Source organism: Geotalea uraniireducens (assembly GCF_027943965.1).
Classification (GTDB): domain Bacteria; phylum Desulfobacterota; class Desulfuromonadia; order Geobacterales; family Geobacteraceae; genus Geobacter; species Geobacter uraniireducens.
In genome coordinates, this window is sequence record NZ_AP027151.1 from 3,288,097 (window position 1) to 3,307,147 (window position 19,051).

At 55.3% G+C, this 19,051-nt stretch carries 24 protein-coding genes and 1 tRNA gene; 4 read left to right on the forward strand and 21 right to left on the reverse strand.

Features of this window, described 5'->3' with window-relative positions; all coding sequences use genetic code 11:
- Window positions 1-358: 358 nt before the first annotated feature.
- From QMN23_RS15345 to QMN23_RS15365, 5 genes are all read right to left on the reverse strand, one after another.
- Window positions 359-727, reverse strand: a complete 369-nt coding sequence (locus tag QMN23_RS15345) for a hypothetical protein (RefSeq protein ID WP_282000208.1) — start codon at window positions 725-727, stop codon at window positions 359-361.
- Entirely contained in the window at window positions 693-935 is a 243-nt protein-coding gene (locus QMN23_RS15350) for a helix-turn-helix domain-containing protein (RefSeq protein ID WP_282000209.1), read from the reverse strand. Before QMN23_RS15350 ends, QMN23_RS15345 begins: the two co-directional genes overlap by 35 nt.
- 90 nt (window positions 936-1,025) lie before the next feature.
- A complete protein-coding gene (locus QMN23_RS15355) occupies window positions 1,026-1,223 on the reverse strand; it encodes a hypothetical protein (protein ID WP_282000210.1) in 198 nt (65 codons plus the stop codon).
- A 1-nt stretch (window position 1,224) separates the two neighbouring features.
- The gene (locus tag QMN23_RS15360) at window positions 1,225-1,416 is read right to left on the reverse strand and encodes a hypothetical protein (RefSeq protein WP_282000211.1); all 192 of its coding nucleotides are present in this window, start codon (window positions 1,414-1,416) and stop codon (window positions 1,225-1,227) included.
- Window positions 1,417-1,449: 33 nt separating this feature from the next.
- Complete coding sequence (locus QMN23_RS15365) at window positions 1,450-2,031, reverse strand: tyrosine-type recombinase/integrase (protein ID WP_282000212.1); 582 nt, start codon at window positions 2,029-2,031, stop codon at window positions 1,450-1,452.
- 686 nt (window positions 2,032-2,717) lie between these two features.
- On the opposite strand from QMN23_RS15365, the gene QMN23_RS15370 reads away from it, so the two are divergent.
- The gene (locus QMN23_RS15370) at window positions 2,718-3,074 is read left to right on the forward strand and encodes a hypothetical protein (protein WP_282000213.1); all 357 of its coding nucleotides are present in this window, start codon (window positions 2,718-2,720) and stop codon (window positions 3,072-3,074) included.
- Here QMN23_RS15370 and QMN23_RS15375 read toward each other — a convergent pair.
- The 5 genes from QMN23_RS15375 to QMN23_RS19715 form a co-directional block, all read right to left on the reverse strand.
- Window positions 3,071-4,975, reverse strand: coding sequence for a hypothetical protein (locus tag QMN23_RS15375; RefSeq protein WP_282000214.1), 1,905 nt, complete (start codon window positions 4,973-4,975; stop codon window positions 3,071-3,073). The genes QMN23_RS15370 and QMN23_RS15375 overlap by 4 nt on opposite strands.
- Window positions 4,972-5,544: a helix-turn-helix domain-containing protein gene (locus QMN23_RS15380; RefSeq protein ID WP_282000215.1), complete on the reverse strand. Its 573-nt coding sequence runs from the start codon at window positions 5,542-5,544 to the stop codon at window positions 4,972-4,974. The genes QMN23_RS15375 and QMN23_RS15380 overlap by 4 nt, the downstream gene beginning before the upstream one ends.
- Before the next feature lie 123 nt (window positions 5,545-5,667).
- Window positions 5,668-5,910, reverse strand: coding sequence for a hypothetical protein (locus QMN23_RS15385; RefSeq protein ID WP_282000216.1), 243 nt, complete (start codon window positions 5,908-5,910; stop codon window positions 5,668-5,670).
- Between the two features lie 11 nt (window positions 5,911-5,921).
- Window positions 5,922-6,692, reverse strand: a complete 771-nt coding sequence (locus QMN23_RS15390; RefSeq protein ID WP_282000217.1) for a hypothetical protein — start codon at window positions 6,690-6,692, stop codon at window positions 5,922-5,924.
- On the reverse strand, window positions 6,689-6,892 hold the full coding sequence (locus QMN23_RS19715) for a helix-turn-helix transcriptional regulator (RefSeq protein ID WP_432613079.1): 204 nt from the start codon (window positions 6,890-6,892) through the stop codon (window positions 6,689-6,691). The genes QMN23_RS15390 and QMN23_RS19715 overlap by 4 nt, the downstream gene beginning before the upstream one ends.
- A 217-nt stretch (window positions 6,893-7,109) precedes the next feature.
- On the opposite strand from QMN23_RS19715, the gene QMN23_RS19655 reads away from it, so the two are divergent.
- The 3 genes from QMN23_RS19655 to QMN23_RS15400 all read left to right on the forward strand — a co-directional run bounded on the left by QMN23_RS19655 (window position 7,110) and on the right by QMN23_RS15400 (window position 9,508).
- Window positions 7,110-7,298: a helix-turn-helix transcriptional regulator gene (locus tag QMN23_RS19655; RefSeq protein WP_348835247.1), complete on the forward strand. Its 189-nt coding sequence runs from the start codon at window positions 7,110-7,112 to the stop codon at window positions 7,296-7,298.
- Between the two features lie 223 nt (window positions 7,299-7,521).
- Entirely contained in the window at window positions 7,522-8,211 is a 690-nt protein-coding gene (locus QMN23_RS15395) for a hypothetical protein (protein WP_282000218.1), read from the forward strand.
- Complete coding sequence (locus tag QMN23_RS15400) at window positions 8,186-9,508, forward strand: replicative DNA helicase (protein ID WP_282000219.1); 1,323 nt, start codon at window positions 8,186-8,188, stop codon at window positions 9,506-9,508. The genes QMN23_RS15395 and QMN23_RS15400 overlap by 26 nt, the downstream gene beginning before the upstream one ends.
- Window positions 9,509-9,535: 27 nt before the next feature.
- Here QMN23_RS15400 and QMN23_RS15405 read toward each other — a convergent pair whose 3' ends face one another.
- The 11 genes from QMN23_RS15405 to pheA all read right to left on the reverse strand — a co-directional run bounded on the left by QMN23_RS15405 (window position 9,536) and on the right by pheA (window position 18,872).
- On the reverse strand, window positions 9,536-9,808 hold the full coding sequence (locus QMN23_RS15405) for a helix-turn-helix domain-containing protein (RefSeq protein ID WP_282000220.1): 273 nt from the start codon (window positions 9,806-9,808) through the stop codon (window positions 9,536-9,538).
- A 49-nt stretch (window positions 9,809-9,857) separates the two neighbouring features.
- Window positions 9,858-10,136, reverse strand: coding sequence for a cytotoxic translational repressor of toxin-antitoxin stability system (locus QMN23_RS15410; protein ID WP_282000221.1), 279 nt, complete (start codon window positions 10,134-10,136; stop codon window positions 9,858-9,860).
- Between the two features lie 79 nt (window positions 10,137-10,215).
- Window positions 10,216-11,472, reverse strand: a complete 1,257-nt coding sequence (locus QMN23_RS15415) for a tyrosine-type recombinase/integrase (RefSeq protein WP_282000222.1) — start codon at window positions 11,470-11,472, stop codon at window positions 10,216-10,218.
- A 179-nt stretch (window positions 11,473-11,651) separates the two neighbouring features.
- A tRNA-Leu gene (locus QMN23_RS15420) sits at window positions 11,652-11,739 on the reverse strand.
- Window positions 11,740-11,755: 16 nt separating this feature from the next.
- Window positions 11,756-12,043, reverse strand: coding sequence for an integration host factor subunit beta (locus QMN23_RS15425; RefSeq protein WP_282000223.1), 288 nt, complete (start codon window positions 12,041-12,043; stop codon window positions 11,756-11,758).
- A gap of 107 nt (window positions 12,044-12,150) precedes the next feature.
- Window positions 12,151-13,908, reverse strand: coding sequence for a 30S ribosomal protein S1 (locus tag QMN23_RS15430; protein WP_282000224.1), 1,758 nt, complete (start codon window positions 13,906-13,908; stop codon window positions 12,151-12,153).
- Between the two features lie 68 nt (window positions 13,909-13,976).
- A complete protein-coding gene (locus tag QMN23_RS15435) occupies window positions 13,977-14,825 on the reverse strand; it encodes a 4-hydroxy-3-methylbut-2-enyl diphosphate reductase (RefSeq protein WP_282000225.1) in 849 nt (282 codons plus the stop codon).
- 28 nt (window positions 14,826-14,853) lie between these two features.
- A complete protein-coding gene (gene cmk / locus QMN23_RS15440; protein WP_282000226.1) occupies window positions 14,854-15,576 on the reverse strand; it encodes a (d)CMP kinase in 723 nt (240 codons plus the stop codon).
- The gene (aroA, locus tag QMN23_RS15445) at window positions 15,573-16,868 is read right to left on the reverse strand and encodes a 3-phosphoshikimate 1-carboxyvinyltransferase (RefSeq protein WP_282000227.1); all 1,296 of its coding nucleotides are present in this window, start codon (window positions 16,866-16,868) and stop codon (window positions 15,573-15,575) included. The genes cmk and aroA overlap by 4 nt, the downstream gene beginning before the upstream one ends.
- 24 nt (window positions 16,869-16,892) lie before the next feature.
- Window positions 16,893-17,753, reverse strand: coding sequence for a prephenate dehydrogenase (locus QMN23_RS15450; protein ID WP_282000228.1), 861 nt, complete (start codon window positions 17,751-17,753; stop codon window positions 16,893-16,895).
- Between the two features lie 48 nt (window positions 17,754-17,801).
- Window positions 17,802-18,872: a prephenate dehydratase gene (gene pheA, locus QMN23_RS15455; RefSeq protein WP_282000229.1), complete on the reverse strand. Its 1,071-nt coding sequence runs from the start codon at window positions 18,870-18,872 to the stop codon at window positions 17,802-17,804.
- Window positions 18,873-19,051 lie beyond the last annotated feature (179 nt).

The following is a 19,051-nucleotide window of genomic DNA, read 5'->3' on the forward strand; positions in this document are numbered from 1 at the left end:
TAAACGTAAATACTAACGGCATTTTCGTGTCATACCTCCAAAAATACCGCCAAAACAAAATATTAACAAATCCACCTTCGTCTTCCCATGGTTTGCGGCCTTGCCCTTCAAGAGGTATGATCGTAATCGAATTGGCTGCATTTGCGCAATGAAAAAGGGCACGGTTTCCCGCACCCCACTTTCGTCTCTTTGCCGGTCCATTTATGCTGTCACTTGCCGGGCCTTCCTGGCCGATCACGGGTTTACTTGTTATCCACCCTGATTGACTCGAAGAAACGCTGGTGATGGGATCGACGCCATTCCCAACAACACAATTGCCTGCAATATTCAGTCGTAACGGTAATAATCTGACAGCTTCTTACAAAGTCACCCCGCCAGCTTTCGCCGCGGGCGCCTTTTTCTTCCGCCGATGCCTTTTCGGCTTACCAAACGTCCCGCCGACCAGCATCCTCTCTAGATCTTTCCGCAAAATCCATGGCAAATAGGCGCAAGGGTTCTCGGGGAGGTATGAGAGTTTCCCTGTCGCTCGCAGCTTCTGCAGCTTGCTGTTACTCCAGCCGGTGACTTGCTGCACCTTCTGAGTATCCCAGACCATTTTGTCATCGTTCAGGAAAAGTTCCAGTCGCATCTCGCCGTCTTCGGGATAGGCTTCGAGAAACCGAAGCACCCGGCCAACAATTGCGAGAGATCGGTCAGTCAGCTCCACCCTCATCGTCTCCAGTGCCATGATCCGGCCCTCCTTGTCCCGTTCTTCGTTTCGAAGACAGAAACGCCTGCCAATCTTCCCTCATCACTCTCTTAATCTTGCCGAATTGGTAATAGGGCAGTTCGCCACTATCGAGCAACCGATAGGCAAACTGCTTGTTTACCTGGAGGAGCTTGGCAATATCATCTACGGTCAAAAACTTTTCACTCTCTGTGCGTTCTGGTTCCACGATTCCTCCGACGAATATAAATGTCCGGGATGTCACCATACCCAGCAAAAGACTGGGGAATGACGCCCCCAGTTCTCAGGGAATTTCACCTTAAAGAGCTTGTGCCACTGCCTTCAGCTGGCTTTCCATTTCAGCGACCATAACATTGAGCCCACTTACTCCTTCACTGCTCAGTTCGACGGGGCTATCGGAAAATGCGGCCAGTGAGTCGGCCAAAAAAGCGAGTTTTTGGGCCACATCCGCCACCACTTCCGCCGGATGCTTTGCATGTTGGGAATGATCTACCATATCAATTCCCTCCACCCGAAAGAATATCCATTATCAAACCCGTCTTTTCCTGGCCAATGGAAGCAAGGCCACTGATGCACGTCGGCAACGAACTACCATTGTTGCCGGTCAACTCTTGGATGGCTTCAAATAGGGAATGAACAGCGAGAACCTCGGTGGACAAAACTTGCCGTTGTGGGATTTGTTCATCCATTTCTTTCTCCTTTCTTTCGGGAGGGCTCTCCCCTTAAATTGCCAAAATGGCAGAGTCGATGTCTTCTTCGCGGAAGCTGAGATAAGAAACTGTCGAGTTAATGTTCCGATGACCGAGCGCTTTCTGGGTCCGCACCAGGTCGAAGTTCAGAGCTTCATAAATTCTGTTGGCAAAGGTCTTCCGCATGGAATGTGTCCCGAGCTTTCCCTTAAGCCCACCCGCCTCGAATGCGCCATGAAGTATCCGCCATGCATGCACCCTGCTCATCGGTCGATTTTCTCCCTTACGGGAAAGGAAAAGGAAATGATCGTCTGGAACGCCCCAACTGTCGAGTTGGCCTACCCATTCCCTCAACGAGGCCCGTGCGTCCGGGTGAAGCAATACAGTTCGGCCCTCGACTTGTTTCTTCATGTTTTTGCGAGCTACCGTTACCCGATCCAGCATCTTCCCAGAGGAAATCACGTCGGCTATGCGGAGACTCAGTAATTCAGAAATCCGGAAGCCGGATTTGACCCCCAGAAGGAAAAGTGCCCGGTCACGCTTGACATATTTGCCGCCAAAGTTCTTGACCACCTCACCAATCTCTTCAATCCCCAGCGGTCGGCAACCTTTCATTTTCCACCCCACCCAATTGACATCGCTTACTCTTGAATTGAATTTTACCGCCGCAGATTTAAATTGCAAGCAATTTTTATATATTTTTATAATGGTTGATACATCAACTATCGTTTGTATGATATATCAACCATCAATGTAACGTTGAGGCAAAATGTTACATTGGGAATGTTGTGTAATTAATGGGTTACAGGAATGGGAAATAGCCAACGGCTTGTGGGGATGGTTGACACACCATACATTGACGCCCAGATAGCTGAGTGGATTGAAATCGTCCTAAGGGGATGGTGAGGAGAATGCCTCTAGTTCATTCAGTGAGATTTACGGTTGCATCATGTCGTCTTCTCTGGTAAGAAAGTTCCATAACCATTCTTTTTGGGAATGGCGTGAATCTGCGAGATGCAGTCCCGGCTGTTCGCTCGCAGAGGGGGTCGGCGGAGCCGGGAGTCTCCAACGATGCGCTTTTCTTGATAAACCCTTCCTTTTTGTCCACCAGATGCCTCATAAGCCGTAAATCATTTGTACGGAGCGCCCTCCTACCTATAATTCAGTTCAAAGTTTTTGCTCCATAAAAGTGCGTCACAATTTTCGGCAATCTTTTCCTGTCATATCCGCCAATTTGACAATAAACCTGCGACTCGGCATGAAAACGTTTCACTAACATTTTGAGCCTTCAGGAGTAAGCCATGAAACGAATTATTGTGTTGGTTTGGTTATTGTTGTGTCTCCCCATGACCGCTTTTGCTGCCGAGCCAATACCAAAAGACTTTATAGTTTACGGAGTAAACGCCTCAGACGGTTCTATCTGGGCTGTCAAAAGCACTAACATAAAAGGCGTATACTATTGGTACATGGGTACAGAAGGTAAATATTTAGCCAAAGTTGTTAACGACGTTGTCAATATAGAAAACATGAAAATTTATTCAAAAAACAAAGAAGTTATTGCCGATGACGGTTTAACTCAAAATACATGTATAAATGGCAGCGCCGGATATACTTGTTATATGGCCACCGTCAAGCACTATCATAAAACGCGTAATTAATTGCGCTCTCTAAACCTCGGAGGAGTTGGTATTGGGTCATTATTCATTTTATGTAACCAGACCCGCAATAAATCGATCAATTCGTGCAACGATTCGAGCAACCCTCCCCCACCATGGTTTTTTTCAGCTTGTTCTTGTGCGGCCTGATGGATTTCGGCCGGGGAACCTCCTCGATTGATTACTTTTGAAATGGCATCTTCGCCGACTTGGTCATTTTTGGGTGCCATGGTCCCTATAAAAGCAGTCGTAGGCGCTAATATTTTACCGACTGGGACAATCGGCGGGATAAATTTCTTTGGCACAGGTACAAAAGGAGGAACTGGAAGTTTACTTGCCAGGTTTAATCCCATACCTAACACCATCAGTTTTCCCAAAGGATTATCTTTCAACGCCTCTGTGAAGCTCCCCAGGTAATCGCCCTTCTCCGCAGCCGAATAGCTCCGGGTAACAGCATTCTTGAGCTTGTCCACATAGGGGAGCACCTTCCCCCCCAGATCAACTTCCGTATTGGTAAATTCTGCCACCGTTCTGCGATGTGCATTCCCTCTTAGTGAAAATGGATCGGTTGACGCCGCTTGCAGATTTGCCTTACCGCGTTTAGTGTGCATGAACGCTTTCATGGCGGTTTCGGGCGAATATTTCATTGAAGCGTCAAGCGATTTACGGAACGCAGAGCTAAAGATTGCCTCAGTCTGGTTTTCGTTAAGCCCCAAAGAGTCCCGGATGTTCATCATGGCAAATATCTTGGCGTCATCCGGAGAAAGTCCCCGCTGCGTGGCTATCTTTTCGGAATAATCAAGTACGGCTTTGATGTTCCTGGCGCTTCCCCCCTCGCTCATACGCTTGTTGAAGGTCCATAAATCCTTCATGGAATTGACGTTCTCTACGCCAAGCGCTTGTGCAAGAAAGATTTTTGACCCGGGGCTGTTGCCGCCGTTTCTTATTCCTTGGTCAACGGTTCCCAGCAAATTAGCCCCCGACTGTCCCTTGCCAATCTGCCCAGGAGTAGCCCACAAGCCCATTTGCATGGAAAGCATCTGCATCCGTTCGAGGTCGGAAAATTCTTTACCTCCCCTTCCCTGAACGACGTGTGCCATAATCTGCTGATTGTTTTTCAGCACCTCCTCGATCCGGCCGCGGGCGCCGAGGGCAACTGCCGTGTCACGGAGATACTTCAGCTGTTTTTCGTATTCGCCGACGGATGCGCCTGTCGCAGGAAACGATGCACCTATATAGCCCGCGACCATCGCCCCGGGAATACCCATCAGACGCCCATAATAAGCGGCGGAGTAGGAAGCATCGTTGAGTCGTGAATTACCAAATCCGGTGTTCTTCCCGATGGTATCCTGGATATGAAGAGCCTCTTCCGGCGTGTAGCCCATAAGCATGGCATTCCGCCTGAATCGATCATTTCCGCCGCGCATAATGAGGTCCGCTTCGCCGCCACCATAATTGGCCGCCTGCGTAGTGGATTCGTGCAGTAACGAAAGAAGGGAAAACCCGCCGGCAAGCGCGGCGCCGTACCCGGCCACCCTGCCGCCCCAGCGAAGCGACCTTCTGAAGAAACCATCACCAGTGTCGCGGCCGCCTCCTGGTGGTGTTGGAGGAAATGGCGGACTTGGCGGCCTGATACTGTAACTGTCGCGCCAAGACGACCGCCGGCTTTCTTGAATGAAGTCATTGACCGATTTACTGAGAACCTGGTTTTGCCGCGCTACGTCGGCGACGGAGACATGCCGCTGCGGAAACAGATTTTCGTCCATCTGTTTGGGTTCGGTGATCCGGATGTTGACCGGTGCCGCCGCCACGTCCCGCAGGTTTTTCTTGAGGTCTTCCGCTGCTTTTTTTGCGTCGAGAAGTTGCTGACGGTTGACCTTAATATCTACGCCAATTCCGCTCAAGACTTACCCCTGACCGCCGATTTTGTCGCCGGCAATGTATTTGCCAATTCAGCTCCGCCCAACCGATTCAACTTGGCATATATTTTTGCCCGAGTATTTGAGTCGTGTTCGTCGAGGAGCTGCAACACAGCTTCCATGAAAATCTCGACCGCTTGCGCATCTAAGAGATCTTTCCGTACTTTGAACGAATCCCCAACGATTCCCCGTGCCTCTCTGACAAGAGAGGTTAGCGTTTTAATGAAAACAGCGTTTGGCCTGCCGGGCTTGTCCAACGCTTCAACGACTTTCTTCAAATTCACCTCAATCGGTTCGAGAAGTTGTTGATATTTTTGAATAATATCTAGCTGCGCGGCGCTTTCGGCCAACCCTCCCGAAAAACCTTGCTGCACGATTACTGCGACCTTTCCGGCGTCATGCGCCCGGCTGCTTTGAATTCGCTTCAGACGTTTTCGTACGGCTGTTCGGGATATATGCAATTTCCTGGCAATTTCGGAAATATTCCCGTCGTGGAGTGAAACGATTTTGAGAAAGTTGTCATCTGACAGCCCTGCCCCGGCAATTGGTTCCATGGGTTCCACCTTAGGCCAAATTTTGAAGCGAGAACGAATCGTTTACTTTTTAATTCCGGCATGTTCCATTAAAAAGTTCCATCCCTCGCCTTGGGGTTCCACCGGTTTGTAACCCGAAGCCAGTCAAGTGGCTAAACGCGCCTCGGCCACATGTTTTCTGATAACCTCGGCGACATCGTGGACGCCGTCGGCGTCCAACCGCTTTGCGACTTCTGAGAGATTGTCAAGGCCGAGTTCCTCGATGATCTTAGCCAAACCTTCAGCAAACATTTCGAACGGGCAAACCCCATCAATCTTTGACTGCTCGATGCATTTCGACAAGGCATTTTGAAGCATCGTTTCTAATTCATCATTATTCCGCCGCATAATACCCTCCGTTATTGACCCTCTTGCGAGGAAGGCAAGACAAAATTCGAAAAATTTGAAATAGTTGCCGCGCAAAGTATGTCCACATCTGATAACAGCGTCCGCTCGCCAATTGCGGAATACCACATGGCGGTATAGTTCACGTTCGGGTGGCCTGTGTAGCCGTAGTTGTTGGCTTGAAATGGAATCCCTGAACCGGCGAAAGGAAATCCGGCAGGGATACCGACATTCCCGTCGGCAACTTCAGCACCGAAAGTACGGTTTGACACGGAGAGCCCCAAAGCGTGACCGATCATCTGGACTGCAGCTGAATACAAATCCAGGGCAGTCAAGACATCTCCAGCAGCTCCGGAGAGCACCCGACCTGAAATCATTGGTCCGCCGCCGAAATCCTGGTGATAGGTGGAAAAAGTTGCCCACTCTTCGTTTTGCGTCGGCGTGGGGTCGATAAACCACCGGAACACGCTCGGGTCGTTCCAATTGTTTTCGAAGAGAATTGTCCCAGAGATTTCCCGGTTTGGTGTGCCACCTTGACTATTTAGCCAGTGAGCCGCCGAGCTAGAAAGGTCGGACCAGCCGTAGTTTAGCGTCACGGTATAGTTGTCATGGATGGCGTTTTCCCATGCCATGCAGGCAGCATCGAAGACCGTCTGCAGACTACCGCCGCCGACCGAGTTTCCCGGAGGAGTCCCGCCGAGGAAGATCCGATTGATTGTCAGAGCGGAAGCCTGGTCGGGGGCGGAAAATATTAATAATATGGCAAGCATCGGCAACATTTTCACCGCACTCCTCCTTTCCCAACACGGGGAAGCTGCTTCAAAAATTTCTCAATCTCGCTTGAGAAATACCCGATCCTCCGAGGGCTTACCTGGACCCGCGGAGGCAATTCGCCAGCAAGTTCGAGCCGCCGTATAGTCGACGCCCCGACTCCCAGCAAGGCGGCAACCTCCCTGCGACTTAAAATTTTCCCATCTGTTCCCAAAGCCGGACCCCCAATTTATTGCAAAAATAGAATTGCCCCATACTTAACCAGAATCCTTCAGAGTGGTTCAAATATCAATTATTTTGCCCTAAAAAAAACCATATACTCCTAACTACCTGTAAAAACATACGAAATCACGTAAAGACAAAATAATTGATATCTGAACCACCTCGTGCAATTGTGGAGTCAATAGGGACGAAATCGCGGGGAGGGTGTGATGGCCAATAATCAAGAAAAGCTTTTGCGTGTTTCCGAAGTCCTGGAAATTATACATGTTTCCCGGTCGTGTTGGCTCGGATGGGTTAAGTCGAATCGTGCACCGCAGCCGATACGATTCGGCCGGCGGTGTAGCCGGTGGAAACAGTCGGCGATCTCGGAGTTTATTGCCCGGGAGGAATTATTGTGAGCGAAATTGTCCCAAAAACATTGACGGCATTCGTTTTGCCGCCATTCTACAGTTCCCGCGCCTTGTGCAACCGGATCGCGACAGGTTGGCAGCGAGTTGTTTTTTGGGCGGAGGCCGGAGACATTGACAGGGCGTTGGCGACTTTTTTCAACCTAGCAGAATTGCAAAACTTTGCGCGGTCGAATTTCACGGATGAAGCCATTTTGCGGGGTCCAGCGCCACGATGAATGGTTGGGTCCCTCTTGCAAAATCGCTTGTTTGCGAATTGCCAAAAGACAGACCGTATACCCGTCTTGAGGCGCTTTTTTCGTTAACGGTCGACTACGATGAAGGCCGTTCAGCTACGGTGCAGGGGTATTCCAAGTTGTGGAATTGGTCGAGGGGAAAGGTTGACCGTTTCCTTGAAGATGTTGGCGCGGAGATTGTTTATCAAAATGACACCAGTGTAATGCAAAATCAGCGCGGACAGATAGTGATACACAACTCAGACAGATCACGAGCAGATAGCGGACAGATAAAAATGATTGATTCCAAGTGGTTGCATAGCAAAGCAACCAGATACCGAGCAGATACCGAGCAGACAACGAGCAGATCGCGGGGCACTACTACCGAACCAAACCCTAGCCCTGTTTATTACGGGGAAGATGGGATCGAATACTCGCTTCAAGATTTCTTTGAGCGGTTGTGGGCGCACTACCCGAAGCGAGACGGGAAGAAACAGGCGTTGAAGCATTTCCAAGCATCGGTTAAAACGCAGCAGGATATGCACGACATTAAGTTGGCATTGTTCCACTATTGCCAGGACGTAGATGGACGCGATCCACAATTCATCAAGAACGGATCGACTTGGTTCAACAACTGGCGAGATTGGATTCCGGAGGAGTCAAATGCACAACAATGCGAATACATTTAGCCAAGAATCGGAGATGTCGATTCTGGGTTCGGTTTTTATCGAGAATTCTTGCCTCCAGAAAGTGGCCGGGATCATCGAGGCCGACGACTTCTACCGCGAATCCCATCGCAAGCTGTTCCGGGCGATGGTCGAACTTCATCGCCAAAAAAACCCTATCGACTTGGTAACCATGACAGACCGGTTGAAGCGGCACGGCGAACTTGAGGAAGTCGGCGGGGCCGCTTATCTCGCCACCCTGGTCGACTACGTGCCGACGGCGGCCAACATTGCCTACTACTGCAAGATCGTCAAGGAAAAGTCTGTTTCCCGTCAGGTGGCAGCGTTTGCGGCTGAGTTGGCAGACAAGGCCTGTGGTGAAAATCCCGGCGAAATTCTTTCTGAGGCAAAGCTTCAAATTCAGGAGATCACCGGCCGACTCGACGGCATCAACGGGGTTTCCGCCTCAGACCTTCTCAATTTCGACCAGCGGCAGGAGCGGTACCAGCGTTTTGTACGGGACATAGAGAGAGAGCGGTTCAAGACCGGTTTTGCTCTCCTCGACCAATGCATACGGGGCGTAGCGCCTGGCGAGGTCCTGACAATCGCGGCTTACTCTGGAACATTCAAGACCGCCTTTCTGCAGAATCTGCTGCTCAGAGGAGCTGCAGCAACCGGTCTCTGTCACCTTCTCTTCTCACTCGAAATGCCTGCCGAAAAGGTTTTCGAGCGAGAACTTCAAATCCAAGGCGGAGCGACTGGTCGAGAAGTTGAGGACCATTATCGAGGTCATCAGGACAGTGAAAGCGTCCGGACCGGTGAAAATCAAGCCAGCTCTCAGGGGCTTATTGTCTGTGATCGGCCCCGGCTCTCCGTTGAGAAGGTTGCTCGCTATGTCGAGATTGCTCTTCAGAGACATAAACGTCTCGGCGCTGTCGGTATCGACTATCTCGGGTTGATGCAGGCCCCCGGAAAGACCGTTTTTGATAAGACAGCTCACATTTCCGCAGAGATGAAGAACATGGCAAAAGAACTTCGTGTCCCAGTCATCCTCTTGAGTCAAATCAATCGGCAAGCGGCGACGGCCGGCGGAGAAATTGAGATGCACAGTGCGAAAGGCGGAGGTGATGTGGAGGCTGGAGCAGACTTCATGCTCGGTTTCTGGCGGGACAAGAGCGACACGCTCATCTGTAAGGTTATGAAAAATCGCAACGGGGCAGTCGGGATGAATTTCGATGTGAATATCAACCGGGAGACGCTGCAGTTTGTCGACATGACCCCCTACACTCCTGCCAAGGTAAGTCGAAAAAACCCGTTCTAGTTTGTCCCTATTCCCGGGATATGGGATTTACAGAAACACCCGATAATCCACGTTCAGGGCCTTCGCCAGCTTCTTGGCCGCTTCCTTGCCGATGGGACGCTTGCCGTTCTCCATTTCGGAGATATGCCGTTGCGGTATACCTGTCATCTCGGCAAGCTGCCGCTGGGTAAGCTCTTCTTTGCCCCTGGCTCCCCGCAGATTGACGGAGGGCTTCGACTCGCCGGGGAAATGGCCGGCAAAGAAATCCTCCAAGGAGATAGCGTCGTCCTCCGACTCGATACTATCCACATACCGGCGCACACGATCCACGTTCTGGCTGTGAACCCGAAGGCGCAACGTCACAAATTCTTCAGTAGGGCGCTTTTTCGTGAGTCCCTGCATACGTCACCTCAATAAGTCTGATTTCCCTGTCGCGCTCTTCCCACATCACGACATATGTCGGCTTCCCCTTCTTCAGGTGGCAATGGTGCCGACCATCACCGAGCTTGCCATAGTTCGGCCAGTTCCCGCGCACGGGACCGGAGTGCTTGATTTCCTCCATCAGCAGAAAGAGCCGTTCAACAATGCTTCGAGGCAATTTGTGCGCCTGCTTATTGGCCCTTCCCGTGAGCTGGACGACCCATGTCATAAATCACCCTATACCATTTTTTAGTATCGCGTCAATTCATTTGAATGATCAACCCGAGAAAGATCGGGCGCGACCGGTCTTACCCCTCACGCCGCATCGGTATCACCTTCGCGCCCGACTTGAGCTCATTCAGGTAGTCTGCCCACAGCTGCATCATCTTCTTGCGCTCGGAAAGGTGCGTTGTCCGATTGTAGGCGCGGCCGAGGGGATCTCTGACGGCATGCGCCAGCTGATGCTCGATGTAATCAGGCCGGACATGCAACACTTCGTCGAGAATCGTCCTCGCCATCGCCCGGAAACCGTGACCGGTGATCTCATCTTTGCTGAAACCCATGAGCCGCAATGCCGAATTAACCGTATTCTCGCTCATGGGGCGAAGGGGAGAGCGGTGGCCGGCAAAGACGTATCGCCGGGAACCGGTCAGGGTATGGAGTTCCCGCAGAATTTCAACGGCCTGCCGGGAAAGGGGCACCAGATGCTTTTCTCCTTTACGGTCAATTTTCTCTTTTTTCTTCAATTTCAGACGCTCAACGGGGATGTTCCACTCTGCCGCGTCGAGGTCGAATTCCGCCCACTCCGCGTGACGCAATTCCCCAGGGCGGATCAGGACGAGAGGTGCAAGGCGAAGAGCACACTTCGTGATGAACGATCCTTGATAGCTATCGAGTGCCCGCAAAAGCGGAGCCACAGCCTTCGGATCGGTAAGTGACGAGTAATGCTTGTTCTTGACCGGCGGGAGTGCCCCCTTCAGGTCTGCCGCCGGGTCGCGCTCGGCCCTTCCGGTAGCGACGGCATAACGGAACACCTGCCCGCAGGCAATCTTGAGGCGATGGGCCGTTTCTAGCGTTCTCGCTTCCACTCGGCGCAACACGGCCAGGAGTTCCGGGGCCTTGACCTCACCTATTGGGCGCGCCCCGATATACGGAAACACGTCAAGTTCAAGACGGCGAAGCAGCCGCCCGGCATGGTTTTCCGACCACTCCCCCTTGAATCGTTCATGCCATTCACGGGCAACAGCCTCGAAGGTATTCGCAGTGGCCTCGGCCTGCGCCGCCTTCTGCACCTTCTTTTCCTCGCCCGGATCAATCCCCTTTGCCAACAGCTTCTTTACCTCTTCACGACGTTGCCGGGCATCCGAAAGAGAGACAGCGGGATAGGCACCCAATGCCATTGTTTTCCGCTTACCATTGCACCGGTAGTCGCACCGCCAGAGCTTTCCCCCGGAAGCAGCAACCAGAAGATAGAGCCCCCCACCGTCTGCAAGTTTGTAATCCTTGGCCCTCGGTTTTGCAGCTTTTACCTGAAGGTCGGCTAGCGGCTGAATGCGCTTTGGCATGGCGTCTACCCCCTTTTGACGGTATCCATATTCGAGTTTTGACGGTATACCCTCAAAGATACCGTCAAAATCTATGGACGCAACCATATCAACTTAGACATTACCGGACAACAGAAAAAGAAAAAGCCCTGATTTCTCAGGGCTTCTCAAACTACCTTGTACTACCTTGGATTCTCTTTTGGTGCCCGGAGCCGGGCTCGAACCGGCACAGCACTAAGTGCCGAGGGATTTTAAGTCCCTTGCGTCTACCAATTCCGCCATCCGGGCGGTTGCTTAAAGTCTGCTATTCAGCAAGATCGTTGACCCGCTCGCGCAGCTCCTTGCCAGTTTTGAAGAAAGGAGTCTTTTTGGCGGGAATCTTGACGATCGCCCCGCTCTTGGGGTTTCTCGCCTCGCGGGCACCCCGCTCGCGAATGGTGAAGCTGCCGAAACCGCGTATCTCCACCTTTTCCCCACGCTTCAGGGCATCGCTGATGCTGTCGAAGACGATATTGACGATCATCTCCGAATCCTTGCGGGTCAGCCACGAATTATTTTCTGCCAGATTTTCAACCAGTTCACTTTTCGTCATACTGCACTCCTTGCCGCAAAGTAATAAACGTAAGGCCGGGGTCGGCGCAGCCCCGTCGGGATGCAGACAGGGCTGGGCCAGCATGCCCGGTCAGGGACCGGGGAGAGTTACTCGTCACCGTCGCCGTTTTTCCGCAAACCTTCCCGGAGCAGTTCACCAAGATTGGAGGTTGCTTCACCCTGCGCCTGCATGTACGATTCGAGCTCCGCCTTCTCGGTGGCGGCCTGAAGCGCCTTGATGGAGAGCGCAATTTTCTTCTCCACCACATCCACGTTGAGCACGACCGCTTCCAGCTCATCGCCGATATTGGCAAACTCCTTGGGCGTAGCGATCTTTTCCCGGGAGATTTCGGAAACGTGGATCAGTCCCTCGATTCCTTCCTCGATTTCGAGGAACACGCCGAAATCGGTAACCGAGGTGACCTTACCCCGCACCCTGGTACCGGGCCGGTATTTGGTCGGGATTTCGCTCCAGGGATCGGGCATCAGCTGTTTGATGCCGAGCGAGAGGCGTTCGTTTTCGACATCAATGTTCAGCACGACCGCCTGAACGGTCTGTCCTTTGCTGAACAGCTCGCCGGGATGCTTGATCCGCTTGGTCCAGGAGATGTCGGAAACATGCACCAGGCCATCGATCCCTTCATCGACACCGATGAAGATACCGAAATCGGTAACGCTCTTGATCTGTCCTTCCAGCTTGGTGCCAACCGGGTATTTGTCGGTCAGCTGCGACCAGGGGTTTTCCTGAACCTGCTTGAGGCCCAGCGAAATCCGCCGATTGCCCATGTCGACACCAAGGACGATCGATTCGACGGTATCGCCGACCGAGAGCAGTTCGGACGGATGACGCAGCCGTTTCGTCCAAGACATTTCGGAGACGTGGACCAACCCTTCGACGCCGTCTTCGAGGGCGATGAACGCCCCGTAATCGGTCAGGCTGACCACTTTCCCCGTCACCCGGTCGCCGGCATGGTATTTCGTTTCCACGGTCAGCCAGGGATCGGGAGCGATCTGCTTGAGACCAAGGGAGATCTTCCCTTTTTCCTGGTCGTATTTCAGCACCTTGACGCTGATCTTGTCACCGGATTTGAGGATTTCGGAAGGATGGTTGATCCGTCCCCAGGACATGTCGGTAACGTGGAGCAGGCCATCGACCCCGCCGATATCGACGAACGCGCCGTAATCGGTGATGTTCTTGACCACCCCTTCGCGGACCTGTCCCTCGGCGAGGGTACCCAGGGTTTCGCGCCGGACGACGTCCCGCTCCTCTTCCAGGAGGACCCGGCGGGAAAGGACGATATTGCCCCGCTTCTTGTTCAGTTTCAAGACCTTGAACTTGTCGACGACACCGATGTACTTGTCGAGGTTGCCGCCCGGCCGCACGTCGACCTGGGAAGCCGGCAGGAACGCCTGGACCCCGATATCGACGGTCAGGCCGCCCTTGACCTTGCCGATGATCTTCCCTTCGACGATCCCCCCCTCGCCGCCGGCGGCGTCGATGGTATCCCATGCCGCATGGCGGTCGGCTTTACGCTTGGAGAGAACCGCGTATCCCTTCTGGTTCTCCTTGCGCTCGAACAGGGCCTTCACTTCGTCGCCAACCTTGACGGTCAGATTGCCGTCATCGTCAAGGAACTCTTCGACCGCAATGCACCCTTCCGACTTGTATCCGATATCGACCAGGACGTACTCCTGGTTGATGTGCACCACTACTCCCTTGACAACCTCACCGACATGATGCTGCCGGATGCTGTCCTGGAAGAGTTCGGCGAATTCGCCACCCCCTTGCTCCATCTCTTCGTCCGCGTCGGCAAACCGCCGGATCGGAGCGTTGGTGCGGCTGTTTTTGTCCTTTTCATCACTCATTAAAGCTAGCCTCCCTGAATCGTTCATGGATTAGGATATGTAAACGTAACACATATCTATCGAAAAACTCAACCGTTTTTCTCATTGTCGAGCTTCTTGATCCGTTCGATGACTTCGTCGATCAGCCATTTCGGGGTCGATGCACCCGCCGTCACTCCCACCCGGTTGACATCGGCAAACCAGGCCGAATCCAGATCCTGGGCAGTCTCGATGTGGTAGGTTTTCGGCTGCAGCTCTTTGCAGACCTCGGCAAGCCGCTTGGTATTGGCGCTGTTGTAGCCGCCGATCACGATCATGCAGTTCACCTGGCCGGCCAGGGCTTTGGCCTCTTCCTGCCGGACCGCCGTCGCATCGCAAATGGTATTGAAGACCCTGATCTCTCCGGCCTTCAACAGGCATTCGAGCACGACGTTCTGCAAGTTCTCGAAAGACTGGGTGGTCTGTGCAACGATACCAATCTTTTTCATCTTCGGCAAGGTGCTTGCTTCTTCTCCCGAGCCGACCACAAAGACATTGCCGTTGGCAAAGGAGACGATCCCCTGCACTTCGGGATGGTCGGCATCGCCAACCACCACCAGATCGTAACCGGCAAGGGAGAGGCTCTTGACGTGCTCCTGGGCCTTTTTCACAAAGGGGCAGGTGGCATCGACGATCTCCAGCTGTTTCTGGACCGCCTCCTGCAGTTCGTCGGAGGTGACCCCATGGGAGCGGATGATGACCGTCCCCTCGCTGATCCCGTCGAGGCCCTTCAGGACCTTGACCCCCAGCTCTTCGAGCCGCTGCACGACCTGGGGCGAATGAATGATCGGCCCGAGGGTATAGGTGAGCCCACCCTTGTCGGCAGCCTCGAAAGCCATCTGGGTGGCCCGTTTTACCCCGAAGCAGAACCCTGCCCGCTTGGCCAGCACTATTTCCATATCCGACGGCTCCCCTCTTCTGCCTGAATCAGCTCTGCCGACTGCGTTCGCCACCGAAACCGAACTGCCGCTCCCTGTCCCGCACGCACGCTTCCATCCGATCCAGCACTTCTTCGATGGTCAGGCCGGTGGAATCGATGTCGATCGCATCGTCGGCCCGCTTCAACGGCGCATGCTCACGCCCCGAATCCTGCCGGTCCCGCCGGACCACGGCGGCAATGGTTTCCTCAAGGGAAATAGCCTCTCCCCGAGCGGTCAGTTCCAGCCAGCGCCGCCGTCCCCGCTCTTCGGCCGAGGCGGAAAGATAGAACTTCACTTCGGCATCGGGGAAGACCACCGTGCCGATATCGCGCCCCTCCAGGATAACCCCGCCGTTGCAGCCCATTCGCCGCTGCAGCCCCAGCAGGAAGTCGCGCACGACCTTGCGGGCCGAGATCGCCGAGGTCAGCAGGCTGATCTCCGGAGTACGGATCGCCGCCGAGACATCCTCACCGTTGGCCACCACCCGGCAGCAGCCATTATCCCGGACGAAGGAGATTTCCATCCCGCGGCAGAGTCCCGCCAGGGCCGCGTCGTCGTCGACATTAATCCCCGCCCGGCTGGCGGCAAGCGCCACCGCCCGGAACATCGCCCCGGTATCGATGTGGATATAGCCGAGCCGATCGGCCAACTGCTTGGTGATCGTACTCTTCCCCGCCCCTGAAGGACCGTCGATGGCGATGATGAGTCCCCTTTTCCCTGCCCCGTTCACCGTGCCGTCACCTTTTCCAGTAACGGGAAGAAGTCAGGGAAGGAGGTACCGATGCAGGCCACGTCATGGACGGTGACCCCGCCGGCCGCCACCAGGCCGGCCACCAGCATCGACATGGCAATCCGGTGGTCGCCGAAGCTCTCGACCGTCGCCGCACCGAGGCGCTCAACGCCGGTTATCTCCATTCCATCGTCCGACTCCGCGACGGTAACGCCCGCCGCCCGGAGATTGGTCGCCATCGCGGCAATCCGGTCGGTCTCCTTGACCCGCAATTCCCGCGCCTCACGAATAACAGTCTTCCCTTCGGCCAGAGCGGCAGCAACGCAGATCACCGGGAATTCGTCGATCGCCCGGGTCACCACCTCGCCGGCGATCTCGATCCCGCGAAGGGCGGAAGAACGGATCAAGAGGTCGGCAACCGGTTCGCCGGACAGTTCCCGCTGGTTGAGCAGGGCAATGGAACCGCCCATGGCGGTCAGGATGTCGAGGATCCCGGTCCGGGTCGGGTTGACCCCCACCCCAGTGATCAGCAGTTCGGAGTCCGGCACCAGCAGGGCGGCCACGATGAAGAACGCTGCCGAGGAGATATCGCCGGGGACGATGATGTCCCGTCCGGTCAGTTCGTGGCCACCGCGGATGACGACCCCTGTCGCGCCGGTTTCGATCGCGGCGCCGAAATGGCGGAACATCCGCTCCGAATGGTCCCGGGAAAGGTGGGGCTCGATGATCCTCGTTTCGCCGGCCGCATAGAGTCCGGCGAGCATCAGCGCCGATTTCACCTGGGCGCTCGCCACCGGCGAGCGGTACTCAAGACCGGTCAGCGGCCGGCCGGCAATGGCCAGCGGTGCCTTCTCCCCGCCATCGCGGCCGAGGATGCAGGCCCCCATCTGCCCTAACGGCCCGACCACCCGTTTCATCGGCCGGCGGCGCAGGTAGCGGTCACCGGTCAGCACCGAATAGAAGCGCTGGGGGGCCAGCAGACCGGTCAGCAGCCGGATCGATGTCCCGGAATTGCCGCAGTCGATGACGTCATCGGCTTCGCTCAACCCGTACAGCCCCTTGCCATTGATGGTGAGCGTTTCGCCGTCGTCGCCAATGGCGACCCCCATGGCGCGGAAGGCGTTCAGGGTGGCGAAGTTGTCCTCCCCGCGGAGAAAGCCGCGCACTGTCGTCACCCCCCGGGCAATGGAGCCGAGCATGATCGAACGATGAGAAATCGATTTATCGCCGGGGACGGCGATTTCGCCGCGAATCCCCTGGGCGGGCTGTGTCGAATACGATTGAACGTTCATATCACCTGCGTCTGTCATGGTTGCTTACAGGATGGCGTCCCTGCTCTCCTTGGATTCGCGGAAGAACCGTTCGAGCCCCGGGCCGTCGCCGGCCGCCACCAGCTTGCGGAGCGTCCCGAAATAACCGGCGAAATGATCCATCATTTCCAGCACGGCGCCCTTGTTCATCAAGGCGATGTCCCGCCACATGATCGGGTCAGACGAGGCAATCCGGGTAAAATCCCGGAAGCCGCCCGCCGAGTAGCGGAGCAGCCCCTCCCCACCGTGCCGGTAGCCTTCGACGGCGTTCACCAAAGCATAGGCGACCATGTGGGGGAGATGGGAAATCGCCGCCACCACCCGGTCGTGCTTCGCCACGTCCATCGTCACCACCACGGCACCGGCCGCCTCCCAGGCGGCGACGACCTTTGCCAGGGCCGCCCGGTCGCTTCGGGGAGTGGGGGTAACGATACAGCGCTTGCCGCGATAGAGGGCGGCAAACGACGCGGCCGCTCCCGAATGCTCGGTGCCGGCGATCGGATGCCCGCCAATGAAACTGACTGCCGGCGGCAGCAGTGCCTCACACTCCGCAACGACCCCTTCCTTGACGCTCCCCCCGTCGGTGACGACCGCCCCGGGGGCGAGATGGGGCGCGATCAGGGCAACAACCGCGGCAATGGCACAGACCGGCACGGCAACGAAGACGAAATCAGCCCCCCGGACCCCTTCGGCCGGGTCGACACAGCCCCGGTCGATGATCCCGAGTTCCCGTGCCCGGTCGAGATTCTCCCGGTCCCGATCGATGCCGACGATCTCCGCAACGGCCCCGGCTTCCCGCAGGGCACGGGCGAACGAGCCGCCGATGAGGCCGACGCCGACCACGGCTAACCGGTTGATTAGGGGCATGGAAATCTCCGCCGACAGGATGGTGTCACTCCGCATTCGCCCGGCAGGCTACTTCGCCCTCGGGTATGAGCCGAGGATCTTGACGAACTGGCAGTACCCCTTCAACTCCTGGACCGCTTCGGCCACCGCCGGTTCGGAGACGTGGCCGGCCAGATCGAGGAAAAATATGTATTCCCACGCCTTTTTCTTCAGCGGCCGCGATTCGATCTTGGAGAGGCTTACCCCCCGCTTGGCGAATGGCTCCAGCATCCGGTAAAGGATGCCCGGCTCGTCCTTGATCAGGAACATCAGCGAAGTTTTGTCGTCGCCGCACCGCTCGGCCATCTTCTTGCCGATGACCAGGAAGCGGGTGAAGTTGTTGACTTGGTCCTCGATCCGCTTCCGCACGACCTTGAGATCGTACATGGTCGCCGCCAGCTCGCTGGCGATGGCAGCCGCCGTATAGTCCTCGCCGGCAATCTGGGCGGCAACGGCCGTGGAAGCCACGTCGACGAGCGGCACCCCCGGGAAATGCTCTTCGAGCCAGTTCCGGCACTGGGCGATAGGTTGGGGATGGGAGTAAATCTTTTTGATATCTTCGACTCTCCCGGTGCGGGAGAGCAGATCGTGATGGACTTCGAGCAGAATCTCGGCGTTGATCTTCAGCTCACTGTCCATGAACATGTCGAGGGTATGGGAAACCACCCCTTCGGTGGAGTTTTCGACCGGGACCACCCCGTAGTAGGCGCGCCCCTTCTCCACTTCCTCGAACACCGCCGAGATCGACTTGAGCGGGACGAGCTCGGCGGAGAGGCCGAACTGCTGCAGGGTAGCCAAGTGGCTGAAGGTCGCCTTGGGGCCGAGAAAGGCCACTTTCATCGGCGATTCGAGCGACAGGGAGGCGGAAATCACTTCGCGGAAAACGCTCCGCACCGCCTCGTTGGGGAACGGGCCCGGATTGGCACCGGTCAGCCGCTCGTAGATTTCCCGCTCCCGGTTTGGCACATGGAAATCGCGCTTTTCCCCCGTCTTGAGCCGACCGACCTCGATGACGCAACGCGCCCGCCGGTTCAGCAGGTCGAGAATCTGGTCGTCGATGGCGTCGATGTCGCGCCGCAAATCTGCAAGTGTTTTACTCATGTAACGAGGGCCACCTGGGGAGGGGAATGCGGACATGCCGTGGAGGGAGGTACTCTATAGCAAAGGGGGCTAAAATGCAAACATTTTCTGGTATACACGACGGCGGGACGCTTTACGGCCATCCCATTGCGCAAGGGGACCACGCCCGCCGGGGCGAAATACCGGGCCGCAGAGGGCCT

What these genes read in the sequence shown, in the direction of transcription:
- QMN23_RS15345 (WP_282000208.1), bottom strand. Translation starts at nt 727, where the DNA reads ATGGCACTGGAGACGATGAGGGTGGAGCTGACTGACCGATCTCTCGCA.
- QMN23_RS15355 (WP_282000210.1), bottom strand. Translation starts at nt 1,223, where the DNA reads ATGGTAGATCATTCCCAACATGCAAAGCATCCGGCGGAAGTGGTGGCG.
- QMN23_RS15360 (WP_282000211.1), bottom strand. Translation starts at nt 1,416, where the DNA reads ATGGATGAACAAATCCCACAACGGCAAGTTTTGTCCACCGAGGTTCTC.
- QMN23_RS15365 (WP_282000212.1), bottom strand. Translation starts at nt 2,031, where the DNA reads ATGAAAGGTTGCCGACCGCTGGGGATTGAAGAGATTGGTGAGGTGGTC.
- QMN23_RS15370 (WP_282000213.1), top strand. Translation starts at nt 2,718, where the DNA reads ATGAAACGAATTATTGTGTTGGTTTGGTTATTGTTGTGTCTCCCCATG.
- QMN23_RS15380 (WP_282000215.1), bottom strand. Translation starts at nt 5,544, where the DNA reads ATGGAACCAATTGCCGGGGCAGGGCTGTCAGATGACAACTTTCTCAAA.
- QMN23_RS15385 (WP_282000216.1), bottom strand. Translation starts at nt 5,910, where the DNA reads ATGCGGCGGAATAATGATGAATTAGAAACGATGCTTCAAAATGCCTTG.
- QMN23_RS19655 (WP_348835247.1), top strand. Translation starts at nt 7,110, where the DNA reads ATGGCCAATAATCAAGAAAAGCTTTTGCGTGTTTCCGAAGTCCTGGAA.
- QMN23_RS15395 (WP_282000218.1), top strand. Translation starts at nt 7,522, where the DNA reads ATGAATGGTTGGGTCCCTCTTGCAAAATCGCTTGTTTGCGAATTGCCA.
- QMN23_RS15400 (WP_282000219.1), top strand. Translation starts at nt 8,186, where the DNA reads ATGCACAACAATGCGAATACATTTAGCCAAGAATCGGAGATGTCGATT.
- QMN23_RS15410 (WP_282000221.1), bottom strand. Translation starts at nt 10,136, where the DNA reads ATGACATGGGTCGTCCAGCTCACGGGAAGGGCCAATAAGCAGGCGCAC.
- QMN23_RS15415 (WP_282000222.1), bottom strand. Translation starts at nt 11,472, where the DNA reads ATGCCAAAGCGCATTCAGCCGCTAGCCGACCTTCAGGTAAAAGCTGCA.
- QMN23_RS15425 (WP_282000223.1), bottom strand. Translation starts at nt 12,043, where the DNA reads ATGACGAAAAGTGAACTGGTTGAAAATCTGGCAGAAAATAATTCGTGG.
- QMN23_RS15430 (WP_282000224.1), bottom strand. Translation starts at nt 13,908, where the DNA reads ATGAGTGATGAAAAGGACAAAAACAGCCGCACCAACGCTCCGATCCGG.
- QMN23_RS15435 (WP_282000225.1), bottom strand. Translation starts at nt 14,825, where the DNA reads ATGGAAATAGTGCTGGCCAAGCGGGCAGGGTTCTGCTTCGGGGTAAAA.
- aroA (WP_282000227.1), bottom strand. Translation starts at nt 16,868, where the DNA reads ATGAACGTTCAATCGTATTCGACACAGCCCGCCCAGGGGATTCGCGGC.
- QMN23_RS15450 (WP_282000228.1), bottom strand. Translation starts at nt 17,753, where the DNA reads ATGCCCCTAATCAACCGGTTAGCCGTGGTCGGCGTCGGCCTCATCGGC.
- pheA (WP_282000229.1), bottom strand. Translation starts at nt 18,872, where the DNA reads ATGAGTAAAACACTTGCAGATTTGCGGCGCGACATCGACGCCATCGAC.